This window comes from Roseivirga ehrenbergii (genome assembly GCF_001593005.1).
GTDB lineage: Bacteria > Bacteroidota > Bacteroidia > Cytophagales > Cyclobacteriaceae > Roseivirga > Roseivirga ehrenbergii.
Map to the genome: position 1 here is coordinate 24,472 of NZ_LQZQ01000005.1, position 16,221 is coordinate 40,692.

Annotated in this window: 15 protein-coding genes; 14 read left to right on the plus strand and 1 reads right to left on the minus strand. The window is 36.4% G+C overall.

The window, feature by feature from the left end; genetic code table 11:
* Positions 1-21 precede the first annotated feature (21 nt).
* The 5 genes from MB14_RS06335 to MB14_RS06355 are packed head-to-tail and all read left to right on the plus strand — an operon-like array spanning position 22 to position 5,177.
* Positions 22-1,203, plus strand: a complete 1,182-nt coding sequence (locus MB14_RS06335) for an SGNH/GDSL hydrolase family protein (RefSeq protein ID WP_062590593.1) — start codon at positions 22-24, stop codon at positions 1,201-1,203.
* Positions 1,193-1,990, plus strand: a complete 798-nt coding sequence (locus MB14_RS06340; RefSeq protein ID WP_062590595.1) for a class I SAM-dependent methyltransferase — start codon at positions 1,193-1,195, stop codon at positions 1,988-1,990. The genes MB14_RS06335 and MB14_RS06340 overlap by 11 nt, the downstream gene beginning before the upstream one ends.
* A 10-nt stretch (positions 1,991-2,000) precedes the next feature.
* Positions 2,001-2,750, plus strand: a complete 750-nt coding sequence (locus tag MB14_RS06345; protein WP_062590597.1) for a glycosyltransferase family 2 protein — start codon at positions 2,001-2,003, stop codon at positions 2,748-2,750.
* Positions 2,716-4,188, plus strand: coding sequence for a glycosyltransferase family protein (locus MB14_RS06350; RefSeq protein ID WP_062590599.1), 1,473 nt, complete (start codon positions 2,716-2,718; stop codon positions 4,186-4,188). Before MB14_RS06345 ends, MB14_RS06350 begins: the two co-directional genes overlap by 35 nt.
* Before the next feature lie 26 nt (positions 4,189-4,214).
* A complete protein-coding gene (locus MB14_RS06355; RefSeq protein ID WP_084375982.1) occupies positions 4,215-5,177 on the plus strand; it encodes an acyltransferase family protein in 963 nt (320 codons plus the stop codon).
* A gap of 37 nt (positions 5,178-5,214) precedes the next feature.
* On the opposite strand, the gene MB14_RS06360 is transcribed toward MB14_RS06355, so the two are convergent.
* A complete protein-coding gene (locus MB14_RS06360; RefSeq protein WP_132644155.1) occupies positions 5,215-6,309 on the minus strand; it encodes an SGNH/GDSL hydrolase family protein in 1,095 nt (364 codons plus the stop codon).
* 8 nt (positions 6,310-6,317) lie between these two features.
* Here MB14_RS06360 and MB14_RS06365 point away from each other — a divergent pair, with 8 nt between their 5' ends.
* From MB14_RS06365 to MB14_RS06405, 9 genes are all read left to right on the plus strand, one after another.
* Positions 6,318-7,385, plus strand: a complete 1,068-nt coding sequence (locus MB14_RS06365) for a glycosyltransferase (RefSeq protein WP_062590605.1) — start codon at positions 6,318-6,320, stop codon at positions 7,383-7,385.
* On the plus strand, positions 7,372-8,463 hold the full coding sequence (locus tag MB14_RS06370; protein WP_084375983.1) for a radical SAM/SPASM domain-containing protein: 1,092 nt from the start codon (positions 7,372-7,374) through the stop codon (positions 8,461-8,463). The genes MB14_RS06365 and MB14_RS06370 overlap by 14 nt, the downstream gene beginning before the upstream one ends.
* 120 nt (positions 8,464-8,583) lie before the next feature.
* Entirely contained in the window at positions 8,584-9,324 is a 741-nt protein-coding gene (locus MB14_RS06375; RefSeq protein WP_132644156.1) for a class I SAM-dependent methyltransferase, read from the plus strand.
* A gap of 164 nt (positions 9,325-9,488) precedes the next feature.
* Positions 9,489-10,640, plus strand: a complete 1,152-nt coding sequence (locus MB14_RS06380; protein ID WP_062590612.1) for an SGNH/GDSL hydrolase family protein — start codon at positions 9,489-9,491, stop codon at positions 10,638-10,640.
* A gap of 87 nt (positions 10,641-10,727) precedes the next feature.
* Positions 10,728-11,894, plus strand: coding sequence for an MATE family efflux transporter (locus MB14_RS06385; protein ID WP_062590613.1), 1,167 nt, complete (start codon positions 10,728-10,730; stop codon positions 11,892-11,894).
* Between the two features lie 76 nt (positions 11,895-11,970).
* On the plus strand, positions 11,971-13,485 hold the full coding sequence (locus MB14_RS06390; RefSeq protein WP_062590615.1) for a B12-binding domain-containing radical SAM protein: 1,515 nt from the start codon (positions 11,971-11,973) through the stop codon (positions 13,483-13,485).
* 1 nt (position 13,486) lies between these two features.
* On the plus strand, positions 13,487-14,899 hold the full coding sequence (locus tag MB14_RS06395; RefSeq protein WP_221405467.1) for a B12-binding domain-containing radical SAM protein: 1,413 nt from the start codon (positions 13,487-13,489) through the stop codon (positions 14,897-14,899).
* Entirely contained in the window at positions 14,886-15,584 is a 699-nt protein-coding gene (locus MB14_RS06400) for a methyltransferase (RefSeq protein WP_062590619.1), read from the plus strand. The genes MB14_RS06395 and MB14_RS06400 overlap by 14 nt, the downstream gene beginning before the upstream one ends.
* On the plus strand, positions 15,574-16,221 hold the full coding sequence (locus MB14_RS06405; protein WP_062590622.1) for a class I SAM-dependent methyltransferase: 648 nt from the start codon (positions 15,574-15,576) through the stop codon (positions 16,219-16,221). The genes MB14_RS06400 and MB14_RS06405 overlap by 11 nt, the downstream gene beginning before the upstream one ends.

Below are 16,221 nucleotides of genomic sequence, written 5' to 3' on the forward strand. Positions count from 1 at the left end.
ACCCTTTTAGTTTTATTCATCATGGAAAGAGACTTAGAGAAAAATAGTTTGTTGAATTTGCTTAAAAGTAATATGGTGATCAACATTACTTTGCTTGCTTGCAGTTTCGTTGTTGCTTTTTTGATAGCTGAGCTCACTCTAAGAATTGTATCACCACATAAGCAGTTTTCCTCTCTCTACCTTAATGTTAATGAGCAGAGTGTTTTCCCTGGGTACGCCCTTTATCCAGGGCTGAATGAACAATTCACCTATACTTCTAACCACCTAGGCTATAGGTCTAATCACTTATTTGGTAAGGATAGTTATGGTATTTTGGCGATTGGGGGCAGTACAACGGAGTGCGTGTATTTAGGTGATGAAAATGGATGGACACAACTTTTGGAAACTAGGTTGAATTCAACGAGTAATCAAGCTATTACTGTGGGTAATGTTGGCTCAGCAGGCTTAGCGGCACCGAACCATTATTTACAATTGAAGCATCTAGTACCTCAGTATAAATATGTTGATATGGTTGTTGTCTTAGTTGGAGTGAATGATTTTCTTAAGGCTCTTCAGTTAAATGGGGTTCAGGATGAAATGACTCTTGAAGAAAACTATAGAAGGACTTTCAAAGATTACCCAAGAGCAGTAAATAAGAAATGGTATCGTAAAACTGAGCTTTGGATGCATATGAGAGATGTTAATAATGGTTGGAAGAACCTTTTTGGGCACCTTACTCCAGACAGCCTAATCTCAATTTCAAATAGTACAATGGAAATGAGGCGTAAGGCCATAAAGACCGATGCCCTCCCTGATTTATTAATTTACCTCGATGGATATGAAGAATACATCAGGGATATGGTGAGCTTGTCCAATCAATACAAGACCAAGTTAGTGCTTATTACACAGCCAGTCCTTTGGCATGAGAACATGAGTGATTTTGAAGAGCAGCTTACGATTTTTGGAATTCCACCAACAATTGATGGTTACACTTATTCAACTAAAGCTTTGGCAGAGGGGATGGAACTGTATAATGACAGATTGAGGATGGTAGCAGATGAGATGAACGTTACGATCATCGATTTAGCGGAAGTTCTCCCAAAGGATACTTCGATTTTTTATGATTACTGTCATTTCAATTTAGAAGGAGCCGAAAGAGTAGCCGATACTGTCTATGACCATTTGAAACTTTTAATTTCAGAACCAATAGTTCATGATAATTGAGAATGTGACTTTGCTAGAAGATATTTTAAACCATAAAGACCGATGGCTATTTGATAAGTCGATTTATGTTTTTAACGATGAGGAGGAATCTCGCGCTCAATTCGAAAGAGGTTACTTAAGAGTAAGGGAGAAAGAGGATAGGATCCTAGACGAATCCGAGATAATAGGGTTGCCACATCTCCCTAAATCACATAAATATAGTGCTGAATGGGGGCTAAGGATTAAATCGGTTGAACGAATACTCAAACATCTGAAAACAAAACAGACTAATGGACCTATTTTAGACCTTGGTTGTGGAAATGGCTGGTTTACCAACTGTTTAAGTCAAGCTACTTCGTCACTAGTGCTTGGGGTTGATGTTAATAAAATAGAACTTAATCAGGCGGCAAGTATTTTTAATAGTGGGAACCTATTCTTTTGTTACGCAAACATCTGGGATGATCCATTTAAAAAGGGAATATTCGAAACCATAACATTAAATGGATCAATTCAATATTTTCCGTCATTTCACAAGATTATCTCTAACCTATTAGAGTTGTTAATTCCAAAAGGAGAAATTCATATTATTGATAGTCCTTTTTACAGCTTAGAAGAAGCCAAGAGAGCACGCGAAAGAACAGAAGAATACTATAAAGGGATTGGAGAGGATGACTTTGCTAAGAGTTATTTTCATCATACTTGGGATGTTCTAAACGGGATAAATTCAGAGGTTAGATATAAAAAAGGGCTTCTTAGGCGATTAACTAAGGATTCACCATTTCCGTGGATTGTAATTACAAAGGATTAGTTAGGCAATAATGTTAAAAGGAAAGAAAATAGTAGTGGTAATGCCCGCATTTAATGCCGAGCGTACCTTAGCTCAGGTGTATGATGAAATACCCTTTAGTGTAGTTGATGAAGTAATTTTGACAGACGATTTCAGTAAAGATAACACTCTTGCTCTTGCCGAAGGATTAGGTATCAAACATGTTTTAAGACATGATAGGAACATGGGGTATGGTGCTAACCAAAAGACTTGTTATAAAAAGGCGAGAGAGTTAGGAGCAGATATTGTTTTGATGATTCATCCAGATTATCAATATACCCCTAAGTTGATTGAAGCTATGTCATCAATCATTGCGAATGAAGTGTATCCAGTAGTTTTGGGTTCAAGAATTCTTGGAAAAGGAGCACTGAAAGGGGGGATGCCACGGTATAAGTATATAGCCAATAGAGGACTGACGTTAATTCAGAATGTGCTTATGGGCCAGAAACTTTCAGAATACCATTCTGGGTTAAGAGCTTTTTCAATAGGTGTATTAAATGATTTAGAGTTTGAGGAGTACTCAAACGATTTTATATTTGATAATGAAATGCTGGCTCAAATTCTCTACAAAGATTATGAAATTGCTGAAGTTACCTGTCCTACTAAGTATTTTCCAGAAGCTTCATCGATTAATTTTAAAAGAAGTACCATTTATGGATTTGGTGTTTTGAGAGTCTCATTTCAATATTTTTTGTCTAAGAAATTCAATGTCAAATTCTCCCTTTTTAAGAGCATTAACTAACCCATCTACGGCCCCAAATCTTGCCGCCTTGGCTATCTTCTTGTTAGCCTTAGTTGTTATTTTTGTCTTCGACTTTAATGGGTTGATTGGGCAGGATACTCATGAATACTACCGGTTTAGTCATGTCATATCTGATTTCCTTTTAGGGAAGGGAGATATGGAAGGTTTTTATTGGACGATTATGTATCCTTTTATAGGAGCATTATCTCAAATGGTCACAGGAGAGAGTCCATATGCTCTTCAGGTCATCTCATTACTTTCACATATTGGAAGTGCTGTTTTCTTACTCAAGTATATTCAGAGAAATCATATAGACAAGGCAGCAATTATTCTCATAGTTGTTGGCTATGTTTTTTGTCCGGTAATGTTGAAAAATGGGTTTCATGTGATGTCTGAACCCTTAACCGTGTTTTTTCTGTGTGGCTCAATCTATTATTTCAATGAGTACAGCAAGTATTCCAAATTAAAGCACTTAACCTATTGGTTCTTTTTTGCTGCCTTTGCCGTTTTTACCCGATACCCTGTTTTTATTTTATTGGTCCCCCAGAGTATTTTCATTTTTTTAAGGATTGTCAAATTACGTAAGTACCAATACTTAGCTATTGGAGCTCTTGCTATCTTTTTTGCTTCATTGCCTGAAATGTTAATATCAGTTGCTAATCCTGAAGGGGGCGGTTTATTCGATAATTACTTCCTTAAAAATTGGTCGTTTTTAAATTTGTTTAAGAGCAGCTTTCTTACTGCTGATGGGACGCAGGTTTATGTGCTGCCAAACATATTATTTGCGAGTAAATTGTTTTGGTACCCTGTTTTCTTCACCCTTTTCTTTTTTCTACTTTTTTGGTCTAAGAAATCTGATTTTGTGAAGTCGGAATACCTCATTTATACATCTTCTGTTGTGCTTTATTTATTATTCTCAGCTGGGTTCCCTTTTCAGAATATTAGAATTTTAGTGCCAGCATTTCCCTTCTTAATCATTTTAAGTATTAGACCCTTTATCAGGTTTTGGAATTGGAAGAGATTTGAGAACTATAAAGCGTTTAGAAACGGTGCCATATTACTTTTTTTAACTGCTCAACTCTTCTTATTCTTTTACTTAATAAATGCCTCAGCAAATCGAAACCATTTTGAAAAGGAAGTAGCTGCTTATATCGAATCACTGAATAAAGAGCGGTATTTTGGCTATGACATTGATGTAGCTGTCAATAGTTATTTGGATAAATCGAAAAAAATTGAAAACCTGATTATAGAACTTCATGAATTCAGAGAGGGTGATGTTCTGTTTTTTAACAGAGATCAATATGAAAAGGTATGGACAAAGTCCAATGTCCACACTAATATTCAGAGGGCTTTGTATGCTCACGATACAGTCAGAATTCGTGGTTTTGGGAGTGAGTGGTCTGTATATGAGCTAATTAAAAAGGAAGAAAAGAAGTAATGCTTTAGAAGCCAAACAAATTGACTATGCAGCGATACCAGTCCATAGATTTACTTAAAGTCGTCTTAGTTTTATTGGTTGTGGCTACGCACAGCAGCTTTTTATATGACTATAGCCAAGCAATGGGCCATGCTATTAGTAATGGGCTAGTTAGAGTTGTAGCTCCACTATTTCTGATTATTAGTGGTTATTTTTCAGAGCGGATACTCAGAGAAGGTAATGCTGCTCGTTGGTTAAAAAGGGTAGTGTTTCTGTACTTGACTTGGATGTTAATCTATTTGCCTTATTGGGTAGATTTTGACGAATTAAATCCTTTTAGGAGTATAATTAGCTTAATTTTTGGTTACCATCACATTTGGTATGTTTCTGCCTTATTGGGCGGTGGTGTAGTACTCTATTTTTTAAAGAGTCACTCAAACCGAACATTACTTATTGTAGCCTCGCTATTTTTTGGAATAGGGGCTTTTATTGAATATGCTGGAGAGTACCACCTTTTTTCTGCAATCCCGATTGTTGATAAATTATTAGGACTTAGTTTCTCACATAGAAACTTTTTACTAATCGGTTTTCCTTTTCTAACAGTGGGCTATTTAATAAAGAAAACTGGGTTTGAACATAAAATCAAGCAGTCAACACTGATAATTTCTCTAATTATTAGTGTATTGATTTTTACTTTAGAAAGTGTTGTGCTTTTTTTTAGACTCTCCGGTAGATATGGAGGTTTTGATGTTTACATAATGTCCTTTTTCACTTGCTCACTAATATTCCTTTCCGTATTGAACCTGCCCATTGAACTAAAGAAGTTCAGAACCGAATCGATGAGGTACTATTTAGCTTCTATTTACTTTATACATCCTATTTTTATTATTAACTATAACAAGTACTTCGAATTGACTTCGATAGGGTTGATGCTTTCAACCCTTGTATCTTCTGTAATAGCCTCCTACTTTATTATTCAAGTTCATAAAAGGTTCAAATACATTTTATAACTATGGTTTACAGTACAGCTTCTGTTTTAAATTGTGATTAGCGTGAAATATTAAAGACAGAATCAATTTTATCGGCAGCCCATTTGTGACCAATAGTATTCCAGTGTGCATCACAGTCAAAGTATAGACTTTTCCATTCTGTACTATCCATTCTATCTGCTTCACTTAATAGATCATAGTATTGAAAACCCAATTTCGCACTCCATTTAGTCAAACTATCTCTAAGAGGGACTTCGTATCTATGATCCTTATATATTTTATAGGAATGATCTCCTGGAATAGTGACGATGTACAGTTTTTTATCGCCCATAGCCTCTTTCATTTTTTCTATACTATATTTTGTTCTATCCCATTGTTCATCGTTGATTTGGAAATAACCAGGGCTATCACTTAAGTCGAATTCAGGTACTTGAGTTCTTTGATATACATACTTAAATGCACGTAACATATTATAGGTATAAGTGAAGTTTTTCAAGAATGATTTTATATTATTTGGTTTCTCAAAATAAAAATGTGATTGTTGAACTGAGTCCAACCCATGTTCAATATGATAGTCGGGATACTCCCCTACCCAATAGGCCCTGTATCTATTGTGTGAATACTTTGCATGAAATTCAATGTCATCATCAACGATGTCATTAATAGGGAATAGTGCCCATAAAACAGCATCATGCTCAAAGGGCATTACTTTCTTCTTGTATATAAGGTACTCTTGTGTCAGTCCAGCACCTCCAACTGCAAAGTTCATGAACTCTATACCAGTTCTTCCTTCCAATAAATTCGAAAATCTGTCTTGATCTTCAACACCCCACCCCTCCGCAAAGGAGTCACCAATGACGGCAAATCGGCTTCCACTGGCAGAAATCTGTCTTTCTTTGTCCCTGGCACCAATCGAATTCGTTAAGTATTTAACGTCAAAACATTCTTTTTTATGTCTAAACGAATAATTTGCGGAATGCCAAACACCAAAATCAGGATCGTTTTCGGCCCAAAATCTTCTAGAGTTATCGAAAGAGTAAATTGGTTCTTCTAGTTTAATGATATTTAGAGCATTGAGAATCATAAGCCCTAGTTCTAGGGAAAAGAAGAAAATTGTAAAAGGAATGAGTATCTTGAAGAGCTTTTTTCTCATGATCATAAATGTCTAACAATTTATTAATAATAACGCCTGGTTTCCCTGAAAATGAAAATGACGATACATGCATATCAGCACTACAAATATATTTGAAAGGGTTCATTGAAAAAAAATGGTTCGATAAAATAGAAGTAGTGTCAATTTTCTATCCTTATGTGGCAAAGGAATATGAGTGGAATACTATAAGCGTCAGAGCCTTTGCATTTCCTCAAAAGAACCCACTACATAAACTTCAAGTCGGAAAAAAGGTATTCAAAAAAATTATTGCGGATAAAACTATAAGTAAGCCTGATATTGTCCATAGCTTCTGGTTGAATCATTGTGCGATGATTGGCGAGCGTCTCAGCAATGCATGGGATATTCCACACCTATGTACTTTAATGGGGCAAGATGTTCATTATACCAAGCGTTGGCAATGGCTGCCTGCTAGGAAAGACCTAAACCTAATTGCTGTTTCAGAGTTTCAGAAAGGGTATAGCAAACTGCCAATTAAAAGCACAATCCATTGGGGATTGGAATCAGTTACCCTAGAATCTTCTGCAAAAACATATGACCTCATTGGCATAGGGTCACTCACTCCACTCAAAAACTATTCAGCTTTTGTGAATGTGGTAGGTGAATTGGCACGTAAGCATTCAGGAATAAAGGCTATAATTATTGGGAATGGCCCAGAAATGGGGCATCTGACCAAACAGATTGATCGCCTTGGCTTACGGCAGAATATTGAATTAATGGGTCACCTCACCAGAAAAGATACGCTAAGTTTATTAAGTCATAGTAAGATATTATTACACCCTTCTAAATTTGAATCATTCGGTATGGTGATAGCTGAAGCATTGCAGAGAGGCTTGTTTGTCGTGTCAAAAAAAGTTGGAATAGCAGGAATTCATGAGAAATCTAGGGTGATTTCCTCAGAAACCGAAATGGTGAAGGAAATCGATTACATTTTAAATGGAACAGAAGATTACCCTTCTGTTTTTAATTTTGATATAAGTAAAACCATAAATGGATATATTAGAGAATATATAAGCTTGACAGAGAGTTGGGCGAAAACAAAACATGTCAAAAGTTAAAAATCTTGCTAAGCTAATCAATAGGCAGTATTCACCTGGGAAACTGTTGTACCACCCCGGCTGGATTGTACTGGGTGTTAATAATATCTGTAATCTGCATTGCAAAATGTGCGATGTAGGAACCAAGAACCTAAAGAGCAACTTTGCTTCCAATTTAGTAGGTACGCATCCTATCAACATGCCTGTTGAGTTGATTAAAAAGATTTTTGATCAAACAAGCCACTACTTCCCCGACTCCAAAATTGGTTATGGCTTCACAGAACCTCTAGTTTACCCGCATTTAATAGAGTCTCTAGAGTACGCACGAAAGAAAGAACTCCACACGTCCGTTACCACAAATGCACTCACTTTACCACATAAAGCCAAAGCCCTTGTGGATGCTGGCTTAAATGAACTCTTCATTTCTCTCGATGGGCCAGAAGATGTTCACAATTACATTCGTGGTCACAAAAGTTCTTTTCAACGTGCAGTGAAAGGTATTGAAAGTGTATTAGACCAAGGGCTGGGACCCGAAATCGGAGTGTTTTGTGTAATTACAGAATGGAACATTGGCCGTTTGAAAGAATTCGTTGATTTTTTTAGCCAATTCCCATTGAAGCATTTAGGTTTTATGCACACAAACTTTACTCCTCAGAGCGTAGCTGATGCGCACAACCTCACTTTCGGAGACACCTATCCCGCTACTGATTCCAATATCAATGAAATTAACATTGAGGCCATGGATATGGACGTACTTTGGGAAGAGGTTGTAGCTATTAAAAACAACGAATATTGTTTTCCTGTTACGTTCTCGCCCAATATCGATTCAAAAAGTGATCTGCTGGATTTTTATTACAAACCTGAGAAGCTTATGGGTAAAAGGTGTCATGATGCTTTTAATAATATTATGATAAAATCCGATGGTTCTGTAATTCCTGCACATGGCCGATGTTATAACCTCACTATAGGTAACCTCTACAATGACAACCTCAAATCAATATGGAATTCGTCAGTAATATCGCAGTTTAGAAAAACACTTAACGAGGTCGGTGGACTACTGCCCGCTTGTAGTCGCTGTTGCAGTGGTTTTGGTAAATAGTACATGCATTTGTTAAAAATACGGCTAATGATTATAACAGTAAAAAAAGTTTTCGGTGTATGACAACAAGTCTTATCTTAGACAGAGGTATTCTAGTTTTTCCTGATCCATCATCTAATTATGTTGAAACTCTTTCTAAAAAGTGTATTTAAAAAAAGAATAAAGACAATACCTAGCCATCCTTATCCATCTAGGTTAAGCTCTTCAGTAATTTGTTGTGGTCCCTTGCCTGAAGGAAGTAAATACCTCATGGATTTGGCCATCAAGAATATGCCTAAAGATGGTTGCGTCTTGGAAATAGGCTCTTATGGAGGTCATTCAACTTGTTTTCTATTGTGGTTACTTAAAAAACATCAACGCCAAGAAAAACTTATGAGTTGCGACATTTGGACCTATGAGGGCTTCGATGATCATATGGGCAAAACATCAAACTGGATAGATGGAAGTACGGAGGTGAGTAGGAAAGATTATACGAATTACATCAAACAAGCCTATATCAATGCCATGATGTTGTTAAGTAAAGATAATTTGCCACATACCTTTGAACACTCATCAGATTTTTTTTTTCAAAGCTTTCAGAAGCCTAGTGCTTTGATAGATGTTTTTGGACAAAAGGTGAAGTTACCATGTGAAATTTCATTTGCTTATATAGATGGAGACCATTCCTATGAAGGTGTAAAGCAGGATTTAGAAAACTTAAACCCCTACTTAAAAAAGGGTGGGTTCGTCTTGTTTGATGATTCTCGTGATGGTCTGCACTTTGGTTCCGCAAAGTATATGCGCGAAATGCTAAAGAATAAGGACTTTAAATTAGTGGACAAGAATCCGCATTATCTTTTTCAGAAAGTCAATCTTTCCTAATCCATACTACAAAGAAAAACATAATGAATAGCTCTAAAAACCAGATATGGATGATGAATTGTAATTTGTACCTAGCCACTGCTGAAGTATTTTTTGAAAAAAAAATGACCATTGATGATAATTAAATATTGTCAATCTATTTTAACGGTTAAAACAAAAATATTTTGAAGCAACTAAAAAAAATAACTAGAATAATCATTCTCAACATTTCTCTGTTGGCAGTACTTCTTATTCTGGTGGAGCTTGTTTTTCAATTTTCCCCTATTGGAGACCCTTATGAACAAGACAAAATTTCCACAAGGCACTACTTTAATCCAGTTAAACTCCCTAACAAAAAATTCACCTTTATTATAGAAGATTCTCTTCCCGGTTTTGAAAATTACACAAAACACCCTCAGATCACTTCTAACAATCTTGGTTTTAGAAATTCTAAGGATATCCTAACGAATGACAAAGAGGATAGGGAGTATCGAGTTTTCGCCATTGGAGGCAGCACTACTGAATGCGCTTTTCTGAATGATGGAGATGATTGGCCGAGTTTACTTGGTGATAAGCTCAACACATTAGGCTTAAATAAGACATTCAGAGTAATTAATGCGGGTCAGTCAGGACATAATCTAATGGACAACTTACATTTGATTATTCAAAAGTTGGTTCATTTAAAGCCTGATTTATTTATTGTTTATGCTGGAGTTAACGACTTATTTGCCCCCCTTTCAGATAGGGATATTTATAAACTTGATTTGAAGAATGCACATAAAGATAAAGGGATGAATCTTTTTTTTACAGATTCTCAAATAGGCAGAAGGTTGTATTATCTATTAAAAGGATTTAAACCGAATGCATACCATATGACGGCAAGTACAGGGCAGAAAAAATTGGCCAGCGATTTTAGGAAAATGCCTATATCTAATTTCCCAAAGGGTTTAGACTTTCAGCTTGCTCGAAACAACTTAAAAGCGCTAATAGGCATTTGTCAAGCGTTAGGAATAAAACTAATTGTGTCCACTCAGGCCGTTTCTTGGGATACGAACGATAGAGATTTGGATGAATGGCAAACAGCAGTATATGCTGGTAAAAGATATGCTGAAGGTGATTTGAGAGCAGCCATGGACTCGCTGAATGTTGAGTTTGAAAATATTTGTAATGACCTAAATACTCCCGTTGTAAATGTTCAGAGTAAGATGGTTCCTACTTCTGAGAATTTCTATGATGATATGCACTTTAACCTTTCTGGAAGTATAAATATGTCTGATTTGATGTTTAACTATCTGACTGAAAATCCTAAACTTATTGGTGAGAATCTGCCAGAGTAATAATGAAGTGGACTAAAGATTGGCGTTTGAGGTTTTAAGCGGCAATCTAATTTTGTGTCTACTTAGTTTACGTGATATTCAAAGGAAATGAGAATAAGTAGATTTAGAACCATAGGTATAAGCGCTCTTCAAGGCGCAATTTTGCCATTTTCTAGCCTTATTAGTGCATCATTAGGAATATACCTTTTTGGTATTGAAAACTGGGGCGGTTTTGTGTTCATACAGCTTGTGATTTTCCCAATTACTTTGATGTGCAATTGGGGGAGTAGGAACTTTCTGATTAGGGAGGTAAGCCGTGATCCATCAAAAATTGGGGAAGCATTCTTAACTAATCTAATAAACAGAGCATTTCTGCTGCCCTTAAGCTTGGTGTTGTTCGCTTTACTACCATTCTATACTGCCTTAATAAGTATCTTAATTGTTGTCATTCAATTTTTTTATTTGAGTTATGATGGCCCTACGGTGTTTTCTGAAAACTTTAGCAAGCGTATAGTAGCTGAAATACTGGGGGTTGCTTTTTTTGCCACTGGGTTACTTTCCATTTTAGAGTTCGATGTGAACCTAATTCTCTTAATTCAATTGGGAGTTCTAATCATCAAGTCAATCTACTTATCTGTGGCTTTAAGAGGGTTAAGGTTGTTCAACGTTAAACCACGATTTAAGCTGGGCGACACACTTAGGTATGGTATCCCATTTTTTGCAATTGGTTTTGGTGGTTGGTTACAGTCCAAGTCTGATTTATACATGTTAACATTCATGAAAGGGAGCGATGATATAGCCGCTTATCAGCTGCTGATTGGTGGCTTGTCCTTCATTCAAGCTGTGATTGGTTTTTTACTTGAACCGTTAATTAAGTTTATTTATAGATCTAAAGATTTGGTAGTAAAAAAGATAGGGGCACTGGTTTTTAAAATAAGTTTCCCTATTGTACTACTTGGTGTGTTTACACTATCACTTATTCTTAAATGGTTGGCGCCAGATCGTTTTGATGTTTATACCTATCTTCTTGGACTTTTATATCTTATGCCTTTCCTTATTTTTATGCCTTCTATTTTTAAACTTTACAAAGCTAATGAAGAAAGTAAAGTCGTGTATGTTAGTTTTATTGCTGCTGGGGTTAACCTACTTCTTACAGGGCTGTTTATTCCCGTCTTTGGACTCAACGGAGCTCTATTAGGAAGTGTATGTTCTCAAATTGTACTCTTAATCCTTTTTAAGGTACTTATAGGTTGTTCAAAAAGTAAATCTGATTAATCGATGTGGTTGAGAGGGACGAAACCCCTAACTTAGGGAATCAGAAATATTAAAAACAAACAGACTTTTATTTTAAATGTCAAGCAATAATTCAGTAATACTGTTCAACCCAAGAAGTGCCAATGGTAAATACCGAATACCAAACTCAATTTTGCAAGTAGGCGCCTCAATACATGGTAAGTTTGATTATGTATTTGTTGATGGCAACATGGAAGAAGATCCATGGATTGTAATAGAGGCATACCTTAAAACGGGGAAGTTTAAATACTTTGGGTCATCAGTAATGCCAGGGCCTCAACTCAAGCAGGCAATACCATATGCTAAGCGTATAAGAGAGGAATATCCCGATGTAATAAACATTTGGGGGGGCTACTTTGCTTCAAACCAGAATAAAGTGTGCTTAGAAAGTGGTTATGTTGATGTAATCATTAATGGGCCTGGCGATGACGTATTTCCTAGGCTTTTAGAGGCTATAAATGAGAATCAATCTTATGAGGGTATAGAAAACCTTATTTTTAAAAATGGGCAAGGGGAGATTATAACTACACGTAAACAAGGACTACTTAACCAAGATAAACTTCCCAATTTACCTTACGAGTATTTAAATGAATTCTACCCACTTACTAACTTTTTACCCAAAACATTTTTAGGGAAAAGAACCTTAGGATATCATGCCAGTTTTGGCTGCCCGTTTACCTGCTCATTTTGTGCTGTTGTACCCATTTATAATGCGCGTTGGAAAGGGCAATCGGCAGAAAGAATTTATAGCGAGTTTAAAAGGATTAAAGATGAATTCTCAATAGACTCAATTGAGTTTCATGATAATAATTTTTTTGTTTCTAAGAAACGTGCAGTCGAGTTCTCTCAACTAGTGATGGGTGATAACATCCAATGGTGGGGCGAGGGCAGAATTGACACAATGGATCAGTATAGTGATGAAGACCTCGATACGCTCAGTAAGTCGGGCTGCCGTATGATTTTTTTTGGTGCTGAAAGTGGTAATGATGAAGTACTCAAGCAGGTAGACAAAGGAGGAACTCAGACTGCTGAACAAATTCTTCGCTTTGCCAAGAGGTTAAAAAAGTTTGATATAGTTCCTGAATATTCATTTGTATTGGGCTTTCCTGGGAAAGATGAAAAGTCTGTCATGAGGCAAATTGATCAAGATATTGATTTTATTAAAAAGGTTAAGGAAGTAAACCCAGAAACAGAAATCATAATTTATATATACAGTCCTGTCCCTACTGAAGGCTCCGATTTAAATGATGAAATTATCGAAGCTGGCTTTTCTTTCCCTGAAAAGTTAGAGGATTGGCTGAACCCTTCTTGGGAAAACTTTGACCTGAGGAAGAACCCATTAACACCATGGCTAACACCTCAGATGATAGATAAGATTAAAAACTTTGAAACCGTACTTAATGCGTACCATCCTACGGTTTCTGATTTGAGAGTTACTCCATTTAGGAGAAAAGTAATGCGCACTGTGTCTGCACTGCGTTATAAAACCAATACTTTCCATTATCCCTATGAACTAAAGGTGCTTCAGAAATATTGGTTGAAGTACAGGCAACCAGAAATTGAAGGTTTTTAAAATGAGAAAAATAGCTTTATATAATCCCCTTGCCGTTTTCTTTGATATGCCACTGGCATTACTGTCTATTGGCTCTTGTTTGGATACAGAAAAGTATCAGGTAGATATCATCGATGCTCGTGTAGATGAAGACTCAGACGAGAAATTACTGGAGTCGTGTAATGGAGCTTTGTGCTTAGGAGTCACTGCTCTTTCAGGCGCTCCACTTAAAGATGCTCTACGTGTAACCAGAATGGTTAAGAGACACTATCCGGAGATTACGATTATATGGGGAGGTTGGCATCCGTCCTTATTTCCAGTTGAGATTTTGGAGGAAGAAAAGAGCATTGACATATCTGTATATGGGCAAGGCGAAGTTACTTTTAAGGAGATAGTTAATGCGCTGGATTTCAACACTGATCTTCAGTCGATTCGTGGTATAGCCTACAGGAGGGATTCAGGAGTCGTAAAAACTCCTGCCAGGCTGATGACAGACATGAATGAACTAACAAGCGTCAACTATGATTTAATTGACGTTGAAAAATACTTTAAAGCCAAAGGGAAAAGGCAGTTTGATTATATCTCCTCAACAGGATGTTTTTTCAGGTGTTCCTTTTGTGCAGACCCATTTGTATTCAAGAGAAAATGGACAGCAATTTCGCCCAAAAGAATGGTAGGTGAGCTTGCTCATTGGCATGAGAAGTATGGCTTTACTGATTTAAATTTTCAAGATGAAACTTTTTTTACTTATAAAGACAGGAGTGTTGAAATAGCCGAAGAGTTGATAAAAGCAAATTTGAATATCTCTTGGGCGGCCACAATGCGAGCAGATCAAGGAGTGCGCTTAGAGAAGTCTGATTTCTTATTATTGAAAAAGTCAGGTCTAAGACGTGCTTTGATAGGAGTGGAGTCTGGTTCACAAGAAATGATGGATTGGCTTAAGAAGGACATAAAGATTGAACAGGTTTTAGAGTGTGCTGATAGGTGTCGTGAATTTGGTATTTCAGCGCAGTTCCCTTTCATTGTTGGTTTTCCAGAAGAATCTGACAAAAGCGTACGTGATTCTATTAATTTCATTAAGGTTTTGCGAGAAAAGAGTACACTGTTTCAAACTCCTATTTTCTATTTCAAACCATATCCAGGGACAGCTATTACTGAAAATGCGGCAAAGAATGGATATGAATTGCCAGTGACCTTAGATGCTTGGTCAGAGTTTGACTTTGTAGATTCAAAAGGTGGCCCGTGGGTTAGCGATGAGAAATATGAATTAATAGAGAACTTTAAGTTTTACTCAAAAATGGCTTGGGGTAAGCATCATTGGGTATTTACCCCCTTGAAGAAGTTTGCAAAATGGCGTTGTAAGAAAGATTTCTATAAAATTCCTGTTGAAAGATTTCTCATTAATAAACTAAGAAATCGCGTTGAGTTATCCTGAGAAAAAAACAAGGGTAAGTAAATTATTAGCAAAAAAAATTGAACCCCTTTTTCAAGTAATATATAAGCTTTATTGTAGAAGAACTCACCTTTATAGTTATCATGGAGTTCAGGTTTGCGTACCTCCTGGTATCTTTAATCCACGGCTATCCTTTAGTTCAAAATATCTAGTAAATTTTCTTTCAAAGGAAAATCTCAATGGCTGTAGTTTTTTAGAAATAGGCTCTGGCAGTGGTGTAATAAGTTTATTTGCTGCTAAGCTAGGAGCACGGGTTACGGCAGTAGACATTAACCCATTAGCGGTAACTTGTACTCGGGAAAACGCGGAATCTAATGAGCTTAATTTGGAGGTTATACTGTCGGATATTTTTGAATTGCTTCCCGAGAGCCCTTTTGATTTTATAGTTGTAAACCCACCTTATTACCCGAAGGACCCCAAAAATGATATTGAGAAAGCTTGGTTTTGTGGGGAGAATTTCGATTTCTTTTATCGATTTTTTTCTCAATTAAAAAGTTATTTGAAAATTGATTCGCGAACCTTTATGGTTTTAAGTGAGGATTGCGAAATTGAAGAAATTAAGTGTATAGCAAATATGAGTGGCTTTTCTATGGAAGTAGAAAGTGAAAAACTAATTTATTGGGAAGTAAACTACATTTTCTTAATTCAACCTATCGATGCCAACTAGTCACCCATTTCAGCTTAACGAAATAGTTAACCTTACTACTATACTAAAACCTACAACGGTGATGGAAATAGGTGTTGGGTTTGGTAAATACGGGCTTTTGTTAAGGGAGTATTTAGAGATTTGGGGAGAGGGAGAAGTCTATGAAGACTGGCTTCGAAAGATTGATGGTATTGAGATTTTTGAAGCCTATATAATGGATCATCATAGGGTTATTTATGATGAAATTTATATTGGGAATGCACTTGATATTATGCCTGAGAGAGACTGCTACGATCTTATTCTCCTGATTGATGTTTTAGAACATATTGAATATAAGCACGCCATAAACTTGCTGAATATTTGTAAGCAAAAGGCGAAACACGTTATAATTTCAACCCCAAAAGATATCGGTCATCAGGGAGTTGGTTATGATAACATCTATGAAAGTCATTTGTCTCAATGGAATAAAAGGAGTCTTAGAAAGGCTTTGGGTCGTGATACTCTCTTTATATCAAATCCACATTCCCACATTTGTCTATATTCTGACAGCATTACCGTATCAAGGGTAAAAGGCCGTTTAAGTAAGGAAAAATTGTCCTTCTTTATAAAAAGATATTTTTTCCCACTCTATAAACTGATTAAGCCTAAGAGAAATTGA